At 68.4% G+C, this 19,568-nt stretch carries 19 protein-coding genes and 1 pseudogene; 12 read left to right on the top strand and 8 right to left on the bottom strand.

Annotated features, from left to right (window positions below; translation table 11 throughout):
- Positions 1–1,180 precede the first annotated feature (1,180 nt).
- Positions 1,181–2,512 carry a PhoH family protein gene (locus tag ACZ5BU_RS02770; RefSeq protein ID WP_465695002.1) on the top strand — a complete coding sequence of 444 codons (1,332 nt, stop codon included), beginning with the start codon at positions 1,181–1,183 and terminating at the stop codon, positions 2,510–2,512.
- 172 nt (positions 2,513–2,684) lie between these two features.
- Positions 2,685–3,389, top strand: coding sequence for an aggregation-promoting factor C-terminal-like domain-containing protein (locus tag ACZ5BU_RS02765; protein ID WP_465695001.1), 705 nt, complete (start codon positions 2,685–2,687; stop codon positions 3,387–3,389).
- Here the strand turns inward: ACZ5BU_RS02765 and ACZ5BU_RS02760 are convergent, their stop codons facing one another.
- The 3 genes from ACZ5BU_RS02760 to ACZ5BU_RS02750 are packed head-to-tail and all read right to left on the bottom strand — an operon-like array spanning position 3,390 to position 7,664.
- On the bottom strand, positions 3,390–4,937 hold the full coding sequence (locus ACZ5BU_RS02760; RefSeq protein WP_465695000.1) for an alpha-L-fucosidase: 1,548 nt from the start codon (positions 4,935–4,937) through the stop codon (positions 3,390–3,392).
- Between the two features lie 7 nt (positions 4,938–4,944).
- Complete coding sequence (locus tag ACZ5BU_RS02755) at positions 4,945–7,257, bottom strand: glycoside hydrolase family 3 C-terminal domain-containing protein (protein ID WP_465694998.1); 2,313 nt, start codon at positions 7,255–7,257, stop codon at positions 4,945–4,947.
- Positions 7,254–7,664 (bottom strand): hypothetical protein, encoded by a 411-nt coding sequence (locus ACZ5BU_RS02750; protein ID WP_465694997.1) that lies wholly within the window; start codon positions 7,662–7,664, stop codon positions 7,254–7,256. The genes ACZ5BU_RS02755 and ACZ5BU_RS02750 overlap by 4 nt, the downstream gene beginning before the upstream one ends.
- Before the next feature lie 131 nt (positions 7,665–7,795).
- On the opposite strand from ACZ5BU_RS02750, the gene ACZ5BU_RS02745 reads away from it, so the two are divergent.
- The 6 genes and pseudogenes from ACZ5BU_RS02745 to ACZ5BU_RS02720 all read left to right on the top strand — a co-directional run bounded on the left by ACZ5BU_RS02745 (position 7,796) and on the right by ACZ5BU_RS02720 (position 12,649).
- Positions 7,796–9,004, top strand: a complete 1,209-nt coding sequence (locus ACZ5BU_RS02745) for a sensor histidine kinase (RefSeq protein WP_465694996.1) — start codon at positions 7,796–7,798, stop codon at positions 9,002–9,004.
- Positions 9,005–9,008: 4 nt separating this feature from the next.
- Positions 9,009–9,668 carry a response regulator gene (locus ACZ5BU_RS02740; protein ID WP_465694994.1) on the top strand — a complete coding sequence of 220 codons (660 nt, stop codon included), beginning with the start codon at positions 9,009–9,011 and terminating at the stop codon, positions 9,666–9,668.
- Positions 9,668–10,198 (top strand): annotated as a pseudogene (locus tag ACZ5BU_RS02735) (spermine/spermidine synthase domain-containing protein); the annotation flags it as partial. The gene ACZ5BU_RS02740 and the pseudogene ACZ5BU_RS02735, both read left to right, overlap by 1 nt.
- Positions 10,199–10,366: 168 nt before the next feature.
- Entirely contained in the window at positions 10,367–11,767 is a 1,401-nt protein-coding gene (locus tag ACZ5BU_RS02730) for a class II fumarate hydratase (protein ID WP_465696701.1), read from the top strand.
- On the top strand, positions 11,764–12,429 hold the full coding sequence (locus tag ACZ5BU_RS02725; RefSeq protein ID WP_465694993.1) for a DUF402 domain-containing protein: 666 nt from the start codon (positions 11,764–11,766) through the stop codon (positions 12,427–12,429). Before ACZ5BU_RS02730 ends, ACZ5BU_RS02725 begins: the two co-directional genes overlap by 4 nt.
- A 58-nt stretch (positions 12,430–12,487) precedes the next feature.
- Positions 12,488–12,649 carry a hypothetical protein gene (locus ACZ5BU_RS02720; protein WP_465694992.1) on the top strand — a complete coding sequence of 54 codons (162 nt, stop codon included), beginning with the start codon at positions 12,488–12,490 and terminating at the stop codon, positions 12,647–12,649.
- Here the strand turns inward: ACZ5BU_RS02720 and ACZ5BU_RS02715 are convergent.
- Positions 12,646–14,307 carry a fumarate hydratase gene (locus ACZ5BU_RS02715; protein ID WP_465694990.1) on the bottom strand — a complete coding sequence of 554 codons (1,662 nt, stop codon included), beginning with the start codon at positions 14,305–14,307 and terminating at the stop codon, positions 12,646–12,648. The two genes, ACZ5BU_RS02720 and ACZ5BU_RS02715, sit on opposite strands and share 4 nt — an antisense overlap.
- A 99-nt stretch (positions 14,308–14,406) precedes the next feature.
- Positions 14,407–14,715 carry a hypothetical protein gene (locus ACZ5BU_RS02710; RefSeq protein ID WP_465694989.1) on the bottom strand — a complete coding sequence of 103 codons (309 nt, stop codon included), beginning with the start codon at positions 14,713–14,715 and terminating at the stop codon, positions 14,407–14,409.
- Between the two features lie 92 nt (positions 14,716–14,807).
- Between ACZ5BU_RS02710 and ACZ5BU_RS02705 the strand changes: the two genes are divergently transcribed.
- Genes ACZ5BU_RS02705 through ACZ5BU_RS02695 form a run of 3 tightly spaced genes read left to right on the top strand, consistent with a single transcriptional unit; the run spans position 14,808 to position 16,216 of the window.
- Positions 14,808–15,506 (top strand): DUF1707 SHOCT-like domain-containing protein, encoded by a 699-nt coding sequence (locus ACZ5BU_RS02705; RefSeq protein ID WP_465694987.1) that lies wholly within the window; start codon positions 14,808–14,810, stop codon positions 15,504–15,506.
- Positions 15,507–15,561: 55 nt separating this feature from the next.
- On the top strand, positions 15,562–15,915 hold the full coding sequence (locus ACZ5BU_RS02700) for a type II toxin-antitoxin system RelE/ParE family toxin (protein ID WP_465694985.1): 354 nt from the start codon (positions 15,562–15,564) through the stop codon (positions 15,913–15,915).
- Between the two features lies 1 nt (position 15,916).
- Complete coding sequence (locus tag ACZ5BU_RS02695) at positions 15,917–16,216, top strand: helix-turn-helix domain-containing protein (protein ID WP_465694983.1); 300 nt, start codon at positions 15,917–15,919, stop codon at positions 16,214–16,216.
- Here the strand turns inward: ACZ5BU_RS02695 and ACZ5BU_RS02690 are convergent.
- Positions 16,213–16,722: a hypothetical protein gene (locus ACZ5BU_RS02690; RefSeq protein ID WP_465694981.1), complete on the bottom strand. Its 510-nt coding sequence runs from the start codon at positions 16,720–16,722 to the stop codon at positions 16,213–16,215. The genes ACZ5BU_RS02695 and ACZ5BU_RS02690 overlap by 4 nt on opposite strands.
- 172 nt (positions 16,723–16,894) lie before the next feature.
- Here ACZ5BU_RS02690 and ACZ5BU_RS02685 point away from each other — a divergent pair, with 172 nt between their 5' ends.
- Positions 16,895–17,425, top strand: coding sequence for a hypothetical protein (locus tag ACZ5BU_RS02685; RefSeq protein WP_465694980.1), 531 nt, complete (start codon positions 16,895–16,897; stop codon positions 17,423–17,425).
- Here the strand turns inward: ACZ5BU_RS02685 and ACZ5BU_RS02680 are convergent.
- Positions 17,367–18,155 carry an ABC transporter ATP-binding protein gene (locus ACZ5BU_RS02680; RefSeq protein WP_465694979.1) on the bottom strand — a complete coding sequence of 263 codons (789 nt, stop codon included), beginning with the start codon at positions 18,153–18,155 and terminating at the stop codon, positions 17,367–17,369. The two genes, ACZ5BU_RS02685 and ACZ5BU_RS02680, sit on opposite strands and share 59 nt — an antisense overlap.
- On the bottom strand, positions 18,143–19,471 hold the full coding sequence (locus ACZ5BU_RS02675) for a 2-isopropylmalate synthase (protein WP_465694977.1): 1,329 nt from the start codon (positions 19,469–19,471) through the stop codon (positions 18,143–18,145). Before ACZ5BU_RS02675 ends, ACZ5BU_RS02680 begins: the two co-directional genes overlap by 13 nt.
- Positions 19,472–19,568 lie beyond the last annotated feature (97 nt).

Raw genomic sequence — 19,568 nt, 5'->3', positions numbered from 1 at the left:
GACCTCGCCCCAGCGGTGCACGAGCCCATGGGTGAGGACACCACCGCCGAGGCCCATCATGGCCAGTCCGAGACCCATTTCGAGCATCCCGGGCGTGTCGGCCATCATCCGGTGGAAGTCGTCGCTGATGCCGACGGACCAGCCGAAATACCAGGCGATCCGGGTGAACTCGTACGGAAGGTTCGCCACCACCGCGACGGCCACGGCCCACCTGCCCCACCGCAGCGCCGACGACGGGCTCTGCCACGCACGCTCGGTCCGTCCCCGGCCGCACGACACACAGGCGTTTCGGGTGCGACGGTGGTACGCGATCGCGGTCGCCGCCCAGAGCAGGCCGCCGACGAACAGGATGATCAGGTTCACGCGGTGCCAGTACAGGATGTCTCCGACGCCACCCTGCGGGCCTGGTACGCCGGTGAACGCGAAGACGACCAGCGCGGGTGCAAGAGCCAGCACCGCGATCAGTGTGTAGTCAGGAATCACCAGTGCGAGGCTGATCGCGAGTACGGCTGCGATTGCCTGCAGCACCCACCCGCGCGGCCTTGTCCGCGTCATCACGAGCGCCAGCACAGCACCGCCCAGCCCGATCGCTGCCATCACGGGAGCGACCAGGTGGTACGACGTACCCTCCAGGATCGAGCCAGTCGCGCGGTCGTTCGGCACCTGCGCGAACGGGAAGCCCGAGCCGCCGTAGGACCAGTAGAGCCCGAGTACGCCGTACACGAAGGACCAGAGCGCGGTGGCGTAGCCGGTCCACGCCGGCCAGTTCTTTCTCATCTGCCGAGCGTCGCCGCATGACACCGGGTACCGGATCACCTACAGGAGTGATCATGTTCCCTCGGGCGGTTGAAGGTGTAACGCCGTGTTAACCCCGTGGCCGGGCGTGTCGGGCTGCGCCGTTTGCAGGGGACTTCTACTCTGGCAGAGACGGTCGGAGGGGAAGCCGGCTGTCACGGGAGGCCCGATCAGTTTGAGAATCTCGTTCCAGCCGGTTGCCCCATGAGGGGCCGAACGGAGTCCCCGAGACCTGAGGTCTCGAACTCACTGATCGCCGTTGCCGCGACTGCGGCGGCGCGGACGGGGTCAACACCGGACCCCGAGGGCGGCACCCGACCCATCACCTAACCACTGGCGGGCCGGGGCGAGGGTGTACGTCACGGCCTAGAAGAGGACGTGCGACATGGCCATCCACGCCAAGGCGTCAAGTACCTCATCCACACCGGACCAGCGCACCTTCGTGCTGGACACCTCGGTGCTTCTGTCGGACCCGCACGCGATGCTGCGGTTCGACGAGCACGAGGTGGTCGTTCCGGTGGTCGTCGTCACCGAATTGGAGGCCAAACGGCATCACCCCGAGCTCGGCTACTTCGCCCGCACCGCGCTGCGACTGCTCGACGAGCTCCGGATCCTGCACGGACGTCTGGACGCGCCCCTGCCAGTGGGGGAGAAGGGTGGAACTCTCCGGGTCGAACTGAACCACACCGACCCCGAGACACTGCCGGCCGGTTTCCGGCTCGGCGACAACGACAGCCGGATCCTGGCCGTGGCCTGCAACTTCATGGCCGAGGGCAAGGACGTGACGCTGGTCTCGAAGGACCTGCCGATGCGGGTCAAGGCGTCGGCGTGCGGCCTGCAGGCCGAGGAGTACCGGGCCGAGCTGACCCTGGAGTCCGGCTGGACCGGGATGGCCGAGCTCGAGGTCGAGACGCACGTCGTGGACGACCTGTACGAGAACGGCTCCGTGGAGCTGCCGCAGGCGGGCGAGTTCCCGACGCACACCGGTCTGGTGATGCTGTCCGACCGCGGCAGCGCGCTCGGCCGGGTGATGCCGGACAAGCGGATCCGGCTGGTCCGCGGCGACCGGGAGGCGTTCGGGATCCGCGGCCGGTCCGCCGAGCAGCGGGTCGCACTCGACCTGCTGCTGGACCCCGACGTCGGGATCATCTCGCTCGGCGGCCGCGCCGGTACCGGTAAGTCCGCGCTCGCGCTGTGCGCCGGCCTGGAGTCGGTGATGGAGCGCCGGCAGCACAAGAAGGTGGTCGTGTTCCGGCCGCTGTTCGCGGTTGGCGGCCAGGAGCTCGGGTACCTGCCCGGCTCGGAGTCGGAGAAGATGCAGCCGTGGGCACAGGCCGTGTACGACACGCTCGGCGCGCTCACCAGCGGTGACGTGATCGACGAGGTGATGGACCGGGGCATGCTCGAGGTGCTGCCGCTGACCCACATCCGCGGCCGGTCGCTGCACGACGCGTTCGTGATCGTCGACGAGGCCCAATCGCTGGAGCGGAACGTACTGCTCACGGTGCTGTCCCGGGTCGGCGCGAACTCGCGGGTCGTGCTCACCCACGACGTGGCCCAGCGGGACAACTTGCGGGTCGGCCGGCACGACGGCGTGGTCGCAGTGGTCGAGCAGCTGAAGGGACATCCGCTCTTCGCCCACGTCACGCTGACCCGCTCGGAGCGCTCGCCGATCGCGGCGCTGGTGACGGAGATGCTGGACGACCTGCAGCTGTAAGGAGTATCGGCGTAGTTAGGTCATAGCTTTCTGTAAAGCGAAGGTAAGAACGGTGCGGTCGCCACGCGGCGGCCGCACCGTTGTATCGTGACCTGCTTGTGATCACGGACGGTTTACGCCAGAGTATGTTCTCGTTGCAGCCGACGGGGGTCGGGTTTTCTCGGAAGGACAGATGAAAGCGAAGCGCTCCGTCGCGGTTCTCGCAGTTACCGGAATCGCCGTGGTCTCCGTTGTCGCAGGTATCGACCTCTTCAGCACGCCTGGGAGCAGCAGTGCGTCGGAGAAGGTGTCGGGACGAGCCGAGATGGCTGTCCTGAACAGCGGCAAGGTGATCGCTCAGGACGACAAGCCGTCAACCGTACCGTTGGCCTCCGCCGACGCCGCCGCTGCCGACGCGATCCGGATGCGGAACCAGGTCGAGGCCATCGCGCAGCAGCAGGTCGCCCTGCAGAACGCCGCCGACCAGAAGATGGCCGCCAAGAACGCCGCCCTGCGCCGCTACGAGGCCCTGGAGCGCGCCAACCGGTCGTCCAGCGAGGAGCGCGCCAGCCGGGACGCCGAGCGGAAGAAGTACGAGGGCACGCCGAAGGAGGTCGCGATGAACCTCCTCCCCGACCACGGCTGGAGCGAGAGCCAGTTCAGCTGCCTGGAGAAGCTCTGGAACAAGGAGTCCCGCTGGAAGGTCAGCGCGGCCAACCCGACCTCGTCCGCGTACGGCATCCCGCAGGCGCTCCCCGGCAAGCGGATGGCGGCGTACGGCTCGGACTGGCGCACCAATCCGGTCACCCAGATCAAGTGGGGCCTCGACTACATCGAAGCCACCTACGGCTCCCCGTGCTCCGCCTGGGGCCACTCCCAGGCCAAGGGCTGGTACTGATCACCCGATCCTGAAGACGGGGGCGTAGCTCCCGTCTCCTGCTGCCTTCAGTACGTTGCCGCCGGCCAGCGCGACCGCGCCTCCGCCCAGGCGCCGAACGGCTCCGGTCAGTACGACGTCCTTGAGGACGATGTCGCCCTTCGGCCGGCCCAGTACGACGGCGTACACGGTCCTGCCCTTCCGAGTGAACATGACCTGGTCTCCGGCCGCCGTACGGGCCGAGGAGCGCGTCCAGGGACGCGTACCGTCCAAGGCCTCCCGGTTGACCTTCAGCCAGGCTCCGATGTCCGTGAGGCGGCTCAGCTGCTCCGGGACGATCGCACCGGCACCTCCGCTCGGCCCGACGTTGAGCAGCAGGGCCCCGTTGTTGGCAGCGGCCTTGACGAGCGCTGCGATCAGGTCGCTCGACCTGGCGTAGTCCTGCTCCGTCTCGGTGCGGTTGTAGCCGAACGAGCCGCCGATGCCTCGATCCTGCTGCCAAAACTTGTCCTGGACGGTATCGAACTCCGTGTACTCCGGCGTGCGGAAGTCGCTGTGCTTGACGGGCTTCTGGACGTTCACGGCCTCCGCCGCACCAGGCTGCTTGAGCAGAGGTTTCATCAGCTGGTCGAAGCCCCAGCGCACCGGCTTCCAGCCCATCACCTGCCGCCCGAACGACGCAGTGTTCCACCGGTCGTCGACGACTCCGTCCGGAACCGTGTTGTAGTAGTCCGCCAGGAGCGCGTAGAGGCGCTTGGAGCCGGTCGGCCAGGAGATGTCGTTCCAGAGGATGTCGGGCTTGTAGCGCTCGATCAGCTCGCGCACCTGCTGGGTGGCGTACTCGCGGTAGTCCTCGCCGTAGTGCAGGTACGCGTAGTCGCCCAGGGTCTTCACCGTCTTGCGCTGAAACGTCCAGTCCACGCCGCCTGAGTAGTACACCCCGAACTTGAGGCCCTGCTTGCGTACCGCGGCCGCCAGTTCGCCCATCAGGTCCCGCTTGGCGTGGAAGTCCGGCGCGTGCGGGTTCCGCACCTCGGTCGGCCACATCGAGTACCCGTCGGCGTACTTGGCCGTGACCACGATGTACGACGCACCGGCCGCCTTGAACTGCGCGGCCCAACGGTTCGGATCCCACTTGGCCAGCCCCGCGTCGAACGGCTTGGTGAAGTCGCTGTACGGCGCGTCGCCGTAGTGCTCGCGGTGGTAGATCCCGGTCGGCGAGTTCGGGTCCTTCATCGAGTTCGCGTAGTCCTCGGCGTACGGGTTGTGCGTCATCGCGTGCCCGTACTCCGAGGCGATCAGCTGCGGGAACGTCTTGCCCTTCGGTGCGAACCCGGGGACCGAGTAGAGCCCCCAGTGGATCATCACGCCGAACTTCGCGTCCTGGAACCATTTCGGCAGCGGGTGCTTGTTCAGCGACTCTAGATCGGCTGTGTACGGCCCACTGGTGGTCAGATTCGCCTTGCTGTTGTCCCGCGCGGTCCAGATCTTGGAGGCGACCACGAAGGCCAGCGCCAGCACGACGACCACGGCCACGAACCGCAGCAGGAATCTCCCTAGCCGTTTCATCAGGTCCTCACATCACAGTCAGTGCGACGGTGTGCGGCAGTGTGGTGGCGGACGTGCCGATGCGGAGGGTGAAGGTGCCTGGCTCGACCACTCGGCGCATCGTCGAGTCGACCAGGGCCAGGTCCTCGGCTCGTAGCGGGATCGTCACGGTGGCGGTCGCACCTGCGGCGAGCGCGATCTTGGTGAAACCGCGCAACTGGATCTCCGGTACCGCGACGCTCGACTCGTCGTCGGTGACGTACAGCTGCACCACGGCGGTTCCGGTGCGCTGACCGGTGTTGCGGACTTCGGCCCGGACCTCGGTGCGGCCGTTCCGGGAGATCTTCCCGGCGCTGAGCCGAACGTTGCTGATGGCAAACGACGTGTAGCTGAGACCGTGGCCGAACGGATAGAGCGGACTTGACGGGCTGTCGACGTACTTGTCGGCCTCGGTACGGGCGCTCTTGAAGTTGTAGTACATCGGCAACTGGCCGACGCTGCGCGGTACGGTGATCGGCAGCCGGCCGGACGGATCGACGACGCCGGTCAATACGTCGGCCACCGCCTGCGCGCCTTGTTCGCCGGGCAGCCAGGCCTCGAGGATCGCGGGGACGTGCTCCGCGGCCCAGGTGACCGACAGCGGGCGGCCGTTGACGAGCACCAGGACCACCGGCGTACCCGTCCGGTGGACGGCCTCCAGCAGCTCCTGCTGAACGCCGGTCAGGTCGAGCGTCGCGATATCGGCCAGCTCGCCGTTCGTCCGACCGGGGTTGAGGTAACCGCCCTTGAGCTCCTCGCCGAGGACGACGACCGCGACGTCGGCGTCCTTGGCCACCTCGACCGCGGCGGCGATTCCGGACCGGTCGGTGCCGGTCGTCTCGCAGCCCCTGGCGTACGTGATCGGGTGACCGGTGGCCTTCAGCCGATCCAGGATCGTCGGTACATCGTGGAACGTCGGCCAGGCGGAGTACTCGCCGAGCAGGTTCCGGGCGTCGTCGGCGTTCGGGCCGATCACGGCGAGCCGGGTCTTCGGCTTCAGCGGGAGCAGGCCGCCTTCGTTGCGGAGCAGAGTCATCGACTCCTGGGCCGCCTGGAGAGCGATCTTGCGGTGCGCCGGCCGGTTCACGACCGCCTGCGCGCGGACCGGGTCGGCGTACGGGTTCTCGAAGAGGCCGAGGCGTTCCTTGAGAGTGAGGATGCGGCGGACGGCCCGGTCGACCAGTGCCTCGGAGATCAGGCCGCTGTGCACGGCCTCGGCCAGGCCGGTGAGGAACGCTTCGTGCCAGGCGAGACCGATGTCGACGCCGGCGGTCAGGGCGAGCATGCCCGCCTTTGCCGGAGTGGCAGCGATCCGATCGGTCAGCATGCTCGCGAAACCGTTGGCGATCACCACGCCCTCGAAGCCGAGCTCGTCGCGCAGAACACCGGTCAGGTACTTCGGCGATCCGTGCACCGAGATGCCGTCGATGGTCTGCTCACTGGCCTCGGTCATCAGCGAACCGGCCGCGAAACCGACCTGCCACGGCGGGAGGTGGACGTTGCGGAGCTCGCGCTCGCCGAGTTCGATCGAGGAGCCTTCGAGACCGCCGACGTTCGGGGACTCGGCCGGAAAGGTGCAGAGCGAGACGACCACGCCGGTCCGGGGGTCGGCCTGCGCGGCGGGGACGAGGGATTCGACGTAGCGGGAGACCAGGTAGGGGTCCTCGCTGAACGACCAGATGGAGCGGCCGTAGCGCGGATCGCGGTTCAGTTCGGCGGTGATCGTGCTGACCGCGTGGATACCGACCGCGCGCGCCTCCACGCCGACGACGCCGTACACGCGCCCGACGAGCTCCGGCGACCAGGTCGCGCCGAGGCCGAGGCCTTCGGGAAAGATCGTCGAGCCGGGCCCGATCGAGCCGTGCGTCCCCTCGCTGATCTGCAGCATCGGGATCTGGTTCCTGGTGCCCAGCGCCAGCCGCTGCAGCGCGTTGTGCCGCTCGGCCTGCTCCTTCGGCGACTTGGGGTGTTCCGGATCGAAGCTGCCGAACAGCGACTCGTTCACCAGGCCGAAGAAGCCGCCGCCCGGACCGAGTACGAGATCCACGTGCTTGCAGCCGCCGCGCGCGTACTGATCCTGGTCCGCCGGGGACGCGACCGGCGAGGAGCCGGGCTCACCCGGGATCACGACCGGCATGTTCAGCTGCGCGATCTTGTCCTCGAGGGTCATTGCACCGAGCAACCGCTCGACCCGTGCCGAAGCTCTCCGCTCACCTCGGCTCGCGGTCGCCGGCGGCTCCGGCACCCCGGTCGCCGCAGCCACCGCGGCCGCGCTCGCGACGAATCCCCGCCTGCTGATCACGCCTTCGCCTCCCGGTCGGTGGCGAGCCACTGGCTCAGCCGCCCGAACCACTGCGCGTTGTCGGTGCGCTCGGTGAACCAGCGGTGGTTGGTCAGCAGGTAGATCGTCGTACCGCCCTTGAGCTCGAGGGTCAGCGGTCCCCCGATCGTCTTCGACCCACCCCCGAGGAACCGTCCGTACAGGTCGGTGAACTCGTTCCGGACGGCGACCAGCTCACCCGGGTGCACGGTGATGTCGTGCCCGTGCTGCCAGTTCGTCAGCTCGAGCCGGTTCAGGTGCAGCCGGACGGTCCCCGCACGCGGAAAGACCGCCCGCTGGTCGATCGCGGTCTTGAACGAATCCCAACGGGTCCGCCCGGCCAGCTCGGCCGCCGTCGTCCCGCGGTAGGTGCTCTCGGCAAGGATCATGGAACCGACTCTGCCGAGAAACTTCGGCACCCGGATCCACCCGGGAGAGCTTCCGCACCGTCGATCGGGGGAGAGCGTCCTCCACCGAAAGTCTTCTGCTGCCGGAGCCGGCGGGAGGTACCGTCGGTCGGGTGCAGAGGAAGTCGGAGGACTCGGGGATCCTCGCCGCGCTGATCCAACCGGGGTCGCGGGCGGCGCCGGGGTACGACCGGCCGACGCCGCGGGACCGGGTGGTCGACGTCGCGTGTGTGCTGATCGGTTTCGCGGTGAGCCTGCCGTGGCTGGGGAAGGCGGATCCGGTCCCGCGGTTCGGGCAGTTGCCGTACTGGCTGACGCTCGCGGCTGCGCTTGGGGCGGCGCTGGCGTTGTTGGTACGGCGCCGGTGGCCGGTCGGGTTGACGGTGGTGTTGATCGTGGCGTCGACGCTGGTGCCGCCGGTGGGTGGCTCGGCGGGGATCGCGTTGTTCAGCGTGGCGGTGCACCGGCGGCCGGCGGTGAGTATCTCGCTCGGGGCCGCGGCGATGGCCTCCGGCCTGCTGCAGTTCTGGTTGTATCCGATGACCGGCGTCCCGCACGGCTACTCGATCGCGGTCACGGTGACGGCGTCACTCTGCGCCGCGGTCGTTGCCTGGGGCATCGTCGTACGCACGCGGCGGCAGCTGATGGCGTCGCTCACCGAACGCGCCGTGCGGGCCGAGACCGAGCAGAAGTTGCGGGTCGAGCAGGGGCAGCGGCAGGAGCGGGAGCGGATCGCCCGGGAGATGCACGACGCGCTCGGGCACCGGTTGTCGTTGCTGAGCGTGCATGCCGGTGCGCTGGAGTTCCGCCCGGACATGCCGTCCGACGAGCTGTCCCGAGCGGCCGGCGTGATCCGGACCAGCGCGCGCGACTGTGTCGACGACCTGCGCGAGATCGTCGGCGTACTGCGCTCACACGGCACCAGCGACGGTCCACGCCGGGGCATCGCCCAGCTCGACGAGCTGGTCGCCGAGTCGCGGCAGGCGGGCATGGTGCTCGATCTGACCGTCCGCGCCGACCTGGCCGACGTACCGGAGCCGATCGGCCGGCACGCGTACCGGATCGTCCAGGAGGGGCTCACGAACGCCCGCAAGCACGCTCCGAACCAGCGCGTACGGCTGACCGTGGGCGGTGGGCCGGAGGAGGGGCTGAAGGTCGAGTTGACCAACCGCCTCGAATCGGGTGCGGGCGGGCCGGGCTCGCGGGTCGGCCTGATCGGGCTGACCGAACGCGCCTCGCTGGCCGGCGGGCGGATCGAGTACGGACCAACCGTCGACGGTGAGTTCCGGTTGGCGGCGTGGCTGCCGTGGACCCTACGATGACGGCGTGAGTGCTCCCATCCGGCTGCTCCTGGTGGACGACGACCCGATCGTTCGTGCGGGGCTGGTCAGCATGCTGGGCGGGACGCCCGCGGTGGAGCTGGTCGGCGAGGCCGGCAACGGTCGCGACGCGGTCGACGCGGTCCGCGACCTGAGGCCGGACGTCGTCCTGATGGATATCGGCATGCCGGTCCAGGACGGTGTCGCCGCAACGGCCGCGATCCGCCGCCGCCCGGGCGCGCCCGAGATCATCGTGCTCACCACGTTCGGCTCCGACGAGTACCTGCTGCGCGCCCTCCGCGCCGGCGCTGCCGGCTACTTGCTGAAGGATGCGGCCCCGGCGGAGATCGTGGACGCGGTCCTCAAGGTCGCCGCCGGTGAGTCTGTGCTTTCGCCGCAGTCCACCCGTCAGCTGATGGACTACGTCGGCGAGCCCGACAGCGATTCCCGCCGTACGACGGCACAAAAGGCGCTCGGCCGATTGACCGAACGCGAACGCGACGTCGTACTGGCCGTGGCCGAAGGCAAGAGCAACGCCGAGGTGGCCGCCGCATTGCAGCTGGGGGTCGCCACCGTCAAGACCCACCTGGCCAACTCGCTGACCAAGCTGCAGCTCACCAACCGTGTCCAGCTCGCCATCCTCGCGCACGACGCGAACCCGGTCTGATGGAGATCGCGCGGGCGCGGTCGGAACGCGGGGAGCTGCTGCTGCGGCGCAGAGAGGACGGTGCGCTGGAGCTGCGAGTGAACGGCGTCTTCGTGATGGATGACGTGGAGACCTCGAGCGAGGAGCTGCTGGCGTCGGCGGCGCTGGAGACGGTACGGCGTCCGGATCGGGTGCTGGTCGGTGGACTCGGCCTCGGCTACACGGTGCGCGCGCTGCTTGGCGACGACCGGCTCGGTGAGGTGGTGGTCGCCGAGATCGAGCCGGACCTCGTCGCCTGGATGCGGGCAGGCCTGGTCCCTTCCGTCCTCGACGATCCACGCGTCGCGGTGGTCGTCGGTGACGTCCGCGCGGTGGTGGCCGATCTCCCCGACGCGTCCGTGGACGCGATCCTGCTGGACGTCGACAACGGTCCGGACTTCCTTGTGTACAACGAGAACTCGGCGATCTACACGTCCGGTTTCCTAGGTGTCTGCCGGGCCAAGCTGAGACTGGGCGGCGTCCTCACCGTCTGGTCGTCGTCGGCGTCACCCGCGCTCGAGTCGGCTGTCATCGCGGTCTTCGGCGCCTGCGACGTGAAGTCCGTCCCGGTCGAACTCCAGGGCCGGGACGAGCTGTACTACGTCTATCAAGGCATGGCGTTGTCCACAGAAGGTCGATCAGGACGTTCCGGCAGTGGGCGATCGACGTACTCTGCAGGTATGGGTGATGACGCAGAGTTCAGGATCGAGCACGACACGATGGGCGAGGTGAAGGTACCTCGGGACGCGTTGTGGCGGGCTCAGACGCAGCGTGCGGTGGAGAACTTCCCGATCTCCGGGCGGCCGCTGGCGCCGGCGCTGGTGCACGCGCTGGCGGAGATCAAGGCCTCGGCCGCGGTCGTGAACACCTCGCTCGGCGTGCTGGACGCGGACCGGTCGGCCGCGATCGTGGCGGCCGCGGACCAGGTGGCGGCGGGGGAGTTCGACGCGGAGTTCCCGATCGACGTCTTTCAGACCGGCTCGGGTACGTCGACGAACATGAACGCCAACGAGGTCCTCGCCACCCTCGCCACCCGCGCGCTCGGCGCGGACGTACACCCGAACGACCACGTCAACGCGTCCCAGTCCAGCAACGACACCTTCCCGTCCGCGATCCACGTCGCCGCCACCGCGGGCGTGGTGCGGGAGCTGCTTCCGGCGCTCGAGCACCTCGCGGATTCCCTTGCCCGTAAAGGATCCGAGTTCGCCGAGGTGGTGAAGTCGGGGCGGACGCACCTGATGGACGCGACCCCGGTCACCCTCGGCCAGGAGTTCGACGGGTACGCCCAGCAGATCCGCCGGGGCGCCGCGCGGGTCCGTACGACCTTGCCGCGTGTCGCCGAGCTGCCCTTGGGCGGTACGGCGGTCGGCACCGGGATCAACACCCCGCCCGGGTTCGCGGCCGCGGTGATCACCGAGCTCAACCGGCGGACCGGGCTCGAGCTGACCGAGGCCGAGGACCACTTCGAGGCCCAGGGCGCCCAGGACGGTCTGGTCGAGCTGTCCGGGCAGCTGAAGACGGTCGCGGTCAGCCTGACGAAGATCTGCAACGACCTGCGCTGGATGGGTTCTGGGCCGCGCGCCGGGCTCGGCGAGATCGCACTGCCCGACCTGCAACCGGGTTCGAGCATCATGCCGGGCAAGGTGAACCCGGTGATCTGCGAGGCGACGCTGATGGTCGCCGCGCAGGTGATCGGCAACGACACGACGATCACCGTGGCCGGTGCCGGAGGCAACTTCGAGCTGAACGTGATGCTCCCGGTGATCGCCCGCAACCTGCTCGAGTCGATCACCCTGCTGGCGAACAGCTCACGGCTGCTGGCCGACCGCTGCGTCGACGGCATCACCGCGAACGTTGGTCACGCCCGCGAACTGGCCGAGTCGTCGCCGTCGATCGTCACCCCGCTCAACCGGTACATCGGCTACGAGAACGCGGCCGCGGTCGCCAAGAGTGCTTTGAAACAAGGGAAAACGATCCGCGAGGTCGTGCTCGAGAACGGCCACGTCGAGAAGGGCGACCTCACCGAGGAGCAGCTCGACGCGGCGCTCGACGTACTGTCGATGACCCGGCCCGGCTCGTGACGGGGTACTGGGAGCCGGGTACGGCGATCGAGTGGGTGTACGAGGGCACCGGTAGACACGCCGACCTGCCGAACGTACGGCCGATGACGGTCGTGCGGGACGACGCGGACGGGCTCGTGGCGTGGCTCGCGCCCGGTACGCCGTTGCTCAAACCGGTGCTGACCGACGGACGCGAGACGCGGCACGCCGGTCCGGTGGCGATGTTCACCGAGGACCGGGTGCTGAAGCTCGACGTCTGGCGCGGGACCGGGATCCTGAAGGTGTCCCCAGCGGCCAAGCCGTGGTCGGTCTGGTACTTCTGGGCCGAGGACGGGACGTTCCGCGGGTGGTACGTGAACCTCGAACGCGAGCACGTACGGGACCAGGCAGCCCGGCGTACCAGCACTGTCGATCATGTGCTTGACCTGTGGATCAACCCGGACCGCACGATCGAGTGGAAGGACGAGGACGAGCTCGCAGGGGCGGTCGAGGCGGGCCGGTTCACGCCCGCCGAGGCGGACCGGATCGTCGCCGACGCGCACGCCGCGATCCGGGACGTCGAGGCGTGGACCGCGCCGTTCTCCGACCGGTGGGAGACCTGGACGGCGCCGGCGGACTGGCGGGTGCCTGCGGCGCCGACGACCCACCAGCCGGAGCTGATCGCGGAGGAGCTGCACAGCTGACCACAACAGCTGGGTCACGAGCGGTTGTAACTGGCGGGTACGGGATTAGCTTGGAGGTATGTACACCATCGAGCTGCAGGCCGACGAGCTTCAGATGCTGCGCTCGGCCCTTGGGTGCTACCTGCAGGCATTCGGCCACAACGAAGCAGACCTGGTGAAGGCCGCCAGAGCCCTGCTCCTCAAACTCCCGGAGGAGGCCACCGAAGCAAAGGCCGGCTAGCTTCTCGGGCGCACCGTCAGGGGGACCGGCTTGCGAGTATCCGTGAAGAAGTCGTTGCCTTTGTCGTCCACGACGATGAACGCCGGGAAGTCCTCGACCTGGATCTTCCAGATCGCCTCCATGCCGAGCTCCGGGTACTCGATCACGTCGACGGACTTGATGCAGTCCTGCGCCAGCCGCGCCGCCGGTCCGCCGATCGACCCCAGGTAGAACCCGCCGTGCTCCTTGCACGCCGCCGTCACCTTCGCCGACCGGTTGCCCTTGGCAAGCATCACGAACGAACCACCGGCCGCCTGGAACTGGTCCACGTACGCGTCCATCCGCCCCGCCGTTGTCGGCCCGAACGACCCCGACGCGTATCCCTCCGGCGTCTTCGCCGGCCCCGCGTAGTACACGGCGTGATCGCGCAGGTACGACGGCATCGGCTCGCCCGCGTCCAGCCGTTCCTTGATCTTCGCGTGTGCAATGTCGCGCGCCACCACCAGCGGACCGCTCAGTGACAGCCGCGTCTTCACCGGCAGCTTCGACAGCTCCGCGCGGATCTCCGACATCGGCCGGTTGAGGTCGATCCGGACGACCTCGGCGTCGTCGAGGTGCTCGTCGGTGGTGTCCGGCAGGAACCGCGCCGGTTCCTTCTCCAGCTGCTCCAGGAACACCCCCTCCGGCGTGATCTTCGCCAGCGCCTGGCGGTCCGCCGAACACGACACCGCGATCGCGACCGGGCAGGACGCGCCGTGCCGCGGCAGCCGGATCACGCGGACGTCGTGGCAGAAGTACTTCCCGCCGAACTGCGCACCGATCCCGAACTCCTGGGTGAGCTTGAAGACCTCCTCCTCCAGCTCCACGTCCCGGAACCCGTGGCCGACCGGCGATCCGGTGGTCGGGAGGGTGTCGAGGTAGTGCGCGGAGGCGTACTTCGCGGTCTTCAGCGCGTACTCCGCGGAGGTGCCGCCGACGACGATCGCCAGGTGGTAGGGCGGGCAGGCCGCGGTACCGAGCGAGCGGATCTTCTCGTCGAGGAACTCGATCATCCGCGCCGGGTTCAGGACCGCCTTGGTCTCCTGGTACAGGAAGGACTTGTTCGCGGAGCCGCCGCCCTTGGCCATGAACAGGAACTTGTACGCCGGGTCGCCGTGTTGAGGTGTCGAGTACAGCTCGATCTGCGCGGGGAGGTTGGAGCCGGTGTTCTTCTCGTCCCACATGGTCAGCGGGGCCATCTGCGAGTAGCGCAGGTTCAGCTTGGTGTAGGCGTCGTACACGCCGCGGCTGATCCACTCCTCGTCCACCGCGCCGGTGAGGACGCCCTCGGACTTCTTGCCCATCACGATCGCGGTGCCGGTGTCCTGGCACATCGGGAGGACACCGCCGGCCGAGATGTTCGCGTTCTTCAACAGGTCGAGCGCGACGAACCGGTCGTTCCCGGACGCCTCCGGGTCGTCGATGATCCGCCGCAGCTGCTCCAGGTGCGCGGTCCGCAGGTAGTGCGAGATATCGTGCATCGCCTCCGCGGTCAGCGCCTGCAACACCTCGGGCTGCACCTGCAGGAACGTCCGGTCGCCCGCCGTGAACGTACTGACACCTTCGGTCGTCAGCAGCCGGTACTCCGTGTCGTCGCTGCCCAACGGCAAGAGCTCGGAGTAGTTGAAGTCCGCAGACACGCAATACCTCCACACAAACTGGACTGAACGCCCCCAGCCTAGTTCTCCCGGTACGCCGCCCCGACGCGACCTCCGTCTCACCGCTGGCTGAGGCAATCCTCACCCACGCACGGCCCGCCAGGCTCCCGGCAGCTCCAGCCCCAGCGCGAGCCGGTGGTACAGCCGCTGGTACCCGGTCGCCGTCTTTGTCAGCCGGTTCTTCGGCGCCGGCGCCCGGTTGCGGAGGCCGACTGCCATGCCGATGATCGTGAAGGCACCGCCGAAGAACAGGATCCCCGCCGGGACGACAGTCGTTTCCGACGTCCATTGCAGGATCAGGAGCCACACGACCCCGGCGACCAGCATCGCGAACGCCGCCAGGTACACGCCCGCGAGAAGCCTTCCGTTGCGTACCTCGCCCCAGTTCATGCTCGACAGTATGCGGGTCAGGGATGGGGTCAGGGGTGAATCGGGGGAGAAACCTGGCGGCGGTGGGTGCGTGCGCCGCGTATGGTTTTGGGGTGGCTCAGGATGACGTTCCCCAGCAGAACCGCCCGCAGGACGTGGTGCCGGCGCAGACCGAGGATCCGGTACTGCGGCGGCGGGTGTCCGACCTCGAGCGGGAGGAGGTCGCCGACGTACTGCGCGACGCCGCCGGCGAGGGCCGCCTGTCGTACTCCGAACTCGAGGAGCGGCTGGAGACGCTGTACGCCTCCAAGACGTACGGCGAACTCGTCGAGCTGACCGCCGACCTGCCGAACGGCCCGCGGGCGCCGGGTGCACCGCAGGGCGTGCCGGCCACCACCCCGCAGTACAGCGGTGCGATGGTCGAGTCCGGCCCGGTGATGAACGTGTTCCTGTCCGACACCAAGCGGATGGGCACCTGGCTGGTACCGCAGCGCCAGGAGGTGAACGCGGTCCTCGGCGACGTGACGCTCGACTACACCGAGGCGGAGATCCCGTTCGACGACATCCAGATCGACGTGAAGTCGATCCTCGCCGACGTGAAGATTCGGGTACCGCAGAACGCGATCGTCGTCCTGGACAGCAACCCGATCCTGGGCTCCGTCTCCGAACAGGAAGCCGGCCTCAAAGCCGTCCCCGACCCGAACGCCCAGCCCGCCACCCCCAAACGCTTCCACATCCGCGGCACCGCCATCCTCGGCGAAATCAAAATCAAACGAGGCCCCCGCCTATCCAAACGCCTCGGCCTCACCTGACACCCTGTGGAAATCCGGCGACGCAGAGTAGCCGGATCGTTATAGCATTCTTGCTATGCCGTGGGGTACCGTTGAACTCGAAGCCGAAGTGCGCACCTGGCTCGAAGCGCTGCCGACCGACCTGTTCGCCCGGGCCGCCTTCTACGTGGATCTGCTCGCCGAGCGGGGTCCGCTGCTGGGGGAGCCGTACACGAAACAGATCGACGGAAAGCTTCGTGAGTTGCGGTTCTGGCTCGAGCAGGACGCACTGCGGATCACCTACTGGATTGCGGCTGATCGGCGGATCGTCCTGCTGACGGTGTTCCGGAAGAGCCGGATGCGGGAGGTACGGGAGATCGACCGGGCGGTGCGGGCGTACCGCAGGTGTGTGCGGGAGGCGCACGGCGTCTCTGGGACTGAGGAGGACTGAGGTGACTGACCGGAGTGGATGGGAAGGTTTGCGGGGGCGCCGGATGTCGGAGCCGGGCGCCGTGGACGCGTACGACGCCACGCGCCGTGCGTTCGAGCTCGGGGCGGCTGTGCGGGCGATGCGCGAGCAGCGCGGTTGGACGCAGACCAGGCTGGCGGAGGCCGCCGGCATGACCCAGTCCGCCCTGGCCCGCTTCGAGGCAGGCGGGACCGTACCTACGCTCGCCTTACTGGAGCGCATCGCCCACGCATTCCACGCCCAACTCGTAGTCCGCTTCGACGAGACGACCCCAGCCGCCTAGTCGTGCGAGGCCGACATGCGGCGCTGCTCTTCGAGGACCTCTTCGAGCCAGGTGCGGAAGGACTGGAGGTCGTTGACGTGCTGGCGGCTGACTGCGAGGTCCTTGGCCCAGACGTTCTTCGGATGGATCGGCAGTCGCTTGAACGGCCCTGAGCCGGTGATGAGGCCGGTCGAACCGATGTCGGCCCAGGGCATGGAGCGGCGTCCCTGGTGGATGCCGGTTCGGTCGACGACGAGGTACGGGCGCTGGGTGACGAGTTGCCAGACGATCAGGACCGCGACGCCGAGGTAGACGACGATCAGCGAATAACCGAGAAAGCGTCCCTTGTCGTCGGCGAGCATGTCCGGAAGGTGGCCGAGCGGCCCCAGGACCAGCAACAGCAACGGGAACTGCAGGAACGACCGCCGGCGCACTGGGAACTCGACGCGTTGGTTGTGGTGCCACTCGACGATCCAGGCCTCGGGGAGGCGTTCGCCCATGACTGCCATGTCGCCCCCAGCTCTCACGACTCCGTCCCCGGAGCAGGATCACTGTAATGCACCACACTTGATGTATGGGGAGAGTTCGGCGCGTACTGGGGTGGGCGTTCGTCCGCGGGCCGGCGGCGGCTTATGCCCTGGCGGATTCCGGGTCTTCGTTGGTGGGGGTTCGCGGGGATCGGTGCTGTGGGTGCGAGGAGTGAGTCCGGCACAGGTCGCGACCGGGAAGCAGCCGGTGGGACGGCATGCGGCGGCGAGCGACGGCTGGCGGCAGCGGGGACAGCGGCTGGTGCCGGGGAGTCTGGTGGCGTTCTTCGTGTTGATCTCGATCCCGTTCGGGGCGTTGGGGTTCGAGGCGCGGAGTGCGGCGCGGCCCGCGGAAGGTCCGACGGCGCTGACGAACGGGACCGTCACCGCGGTGCACGAGCCGGGGTGGTTCCAGAAGGCGTCCGGTTCGGTGGAGATCCAGTACGTCGTGGACGGTACGGCGCACACGTTCGAGGCGACGCGTGATCCGGGTGAGCACTTCTTCCGGCTCGGGGACGTCGTACCTGTCGAGTACGTCGTCGCCGAGCCGGCGAAGGGGCGGAGTACCTGGGTGGTCGAGTCGGCCCGCTCGGACCAGGCGTTCTGGTTGTGGAACGCCGGTATCTGCGGCGGACTCGGGGTACTCAGTGGTGCTGCTTACCTCGTTGGGCGGTTGCGATCCAGCGGCCGGCGTGACGGTTGATCGCGATCGGGTGGTCGAAGGTCGACGAGATCAACGGGGTGGTGACGACGTCCTCGACCGGACCGGCCGCGAGGATCCGGCCGTTGCGGATCAGGGCGGCGTGGGTCGTACAGGTGGGGAGTTCTTCGAGGTGGTGGGTGACCAGGATCCAGGCCAGGTGGGGGTGGCTGGTGTGGATGTGGTCGAGGGTTTCCAGGAGTTGTTCGCGGGCGGCTACGTCGAGGCCGGTCGACGGCTCGTCCAGCAGCAGCAACCTCGGGTCGGAGATGAGGGCGCGGGCGATCAGGGCGCGGCCGCGTTCGCCTTGGGAGAGGGTTGTCCAGGGGGAGTGGGCCAGCGCGCTGATGCCGAGCAGGTCGATCAGCTCCAGCGCCCGCGCGGACTCAGCAGCGGTGGGTTCCCAGCGGGGCATGCGTTCGATGGTGCCGGTCAGGCCGGTGAGGACGATGTCGACGATGCTCAACGGCGACCGCAGCGGGTGGCGCGGGTTGACGTGGCCGATGGACTCCCGCAGCGTACGGATGTCGACCGTACCGAGTCGCTTCCCGAGGATCTCGACCGTACCGCGGGTCGGATGGGTGACCGCGCCGCACAACCCGAGCATCGTGCTCTTCCCAGCCCCGTTCGGCCCGAGCAGCGCCCACCGCTCGCCCTCGCCGACGGTCAGCGACACCCCGGACAGCAGCAGTTTGCCGTCCCGGACGAAGTCGACGTCCTTCAGTTCGAGCACCCGTAAACCTCCTCGTACAACGCCTTCAACTCCGAAGCACTCGCTTCCCGCCCGGTCGCATCCGTCCGCCGCTGCACGTGCCGCGCAAACTCACGTTCCTGCGACGAAGACAGCCGGAGACCGTACACAGACTCCAGCACATGCGCGATCCCACCCTTGCCCGACTGGCTGTTCACCCGTACGACGGCCTCGTACCCGCGCCCCACATCGGCCGGATCGATCGGCAGATACGGCACCTCCCACAGCCCGTCCCCCTGCACGGCGAACCCCTTCCGGATCGCGTCCTGGTGCGTACCGGAGAAGGCCGTGTACACGAGCTCCCCGACGTACGGGTGCCGCGGATGGATCGGCATCCGCGTGCAGTACTCCACCACCGAACGGATCCCGTCGATGTCGGAGAAGTCGATCATCGGGTCGACGCCCTGCGCATGCAGGTTCAGCGCGAGCGTGGCGATGTCGACGTTCCCGGTCCGTTCCCCGTTTCCGAAAACGCATCCCTCGACCCGCTGAGCACCGGCGAGTACGGCGAGTTCGGCGCAGGCGATCCCGGTACCGCGGTCGTTGTGCGGATGTACCGACAGGATGACGCCGTCGCGGCGCGGCAGGTTCTGGTGCATGTACTCGATCTGGTCGGCGTACACGTTCGGCGTCGCGGCCTCGATCGTGGCGGGCAGGTTCAGGACGACGGGCCGCTCCGGCGTCGCGTCCCACTGCTTGGTCAGGTGGTCGGCGAGCTCGAGGACGTAGTCCGGCTCGGTCAGGTTGTACACCTCGGGCGAGAACTGGAACCGTACCGAGTCCCCGGCCAACCGCTGGATCTCCTCCGACCCGGCGTAGATCATCGCCGCGAGGTCGTCCCGCGACTTGCGCAGTACGACGTCCCGCCACACCGGCGCGGTCGCGGCGTACATGTGGATCACGACGTCGCCAGGCATCCCCGCGACCGACTCGACCGTCCGCGCGATCAGGTCGGGACGAGCCGGCGTGAACACCACGATCGTGACGTCGTCAGGTACGAGATCCGAAGTCGCCAGTAACCGGACGAAGTCGAAGTCGGTCTGCGACGCGGACGGATACCCGACCTCGATCTCTTTGTAGCCGATGGCAACCATCAGCTCGAAGAACTTGCGCTTGCGCTCCGGGTCCATCGGCTCGGCCAGTGCCTGGTTGCCGTCGCGGAGGTCGACCGGCACCCACAGCGGTGCCTGGGTGATCCGGCGGTCCGGCCAGGTCCGCTCGACCGGCGCGACCGGGACCTTCGCGAAGATGTCGCGGTACCGGTGGCTGGGCATCGGGGAGGGCTGCTGACGGTTCATGCGAGAGGTCCTTCCAGGGTGTAGGAGGACCGGCGGACGACTGCACTCCACGAAGGGAGCGCCGGTCGATCAGCTCCCGCCGTGGCGGCGAAGAAGG

The sequence above is a fragment of the Kribbella sp. NPDC031520 genome (assembly GCF_055580825.1).
The sequence above is the reverse complement of the archived record's forward strand: the minus strand, read 5'-3'. Positions and strand labels throughout refer to the sequence as shown.

Bases quoted from the DNA above. Each gene is read 5' to 3' on its own strand.
- ACZ5BU_RS02770 (WP_465695002.1), top strand. From the start codon at position 1,181: ATGGCCATCCACGCCAAGGCGTCAAGTACCTCATCCACACCGGACCAG.
- ACZ5BU_RS02700 (WP_465694985.1), top strand. From the start codon at position 15,562: ATGCCGTGGGGTACCGTTGAACTCGAAGCCGAAGTGCGCACCTGGCTC.
- ACZ5BU_RS02710 (WP_465694989.1), bottom strand. From the start codon at position 14,715: ATGAACTGGGGCGAGGTACGCAACGGAAGGCTTCTCGCGGGCGTGTAC.
- ACZ5BU_RS02750 (WP_465694997.1), bottom strand. From the start codon at position 7,664: ATGATCCTTGCCGAGAGCACCTACCGCGGGACGACGGCGGCCGAGCTG.
- ACZ5BU_RS02730 (WP_465696701.1), top strand. From the start codon at position 10,367: ATGGGTGATGACGCAGAGTTCAGGATCGAGCACGACACGATGGGCGAG.
- ACZ5BU_RS02675 (WP_465694977.1), bottom strand. From the start codon at position 19,471: ATGAACCGTCAGCAGCCCTCCCCGATGCCCAGCCACCGGTACCGCGAC.
- ACZ5BU_RS02720 (WP_465694992.1), top strand. From the start codon at position 12,488: ATGTACACCATCGAGCTGCAGGCCGACGAGCTTCAGATGCTGCGCTCG.
- ACZ5BU_RS02765 (WP_465695001.1), top strand. From the start codon at position 2,685: ATGAAAGCGAAGCGCTCCGTCGCGGTTCTCGCAGTTACCGGAATCGCC.
- ACZ5BU_RS02760 (WP_465695000.1), bottom strand. From the start codon at position 4,937: ATGAAACGGCTAGGGAGATTCCTGCTGCGGTTCGTGGCCGTGGTCGTC.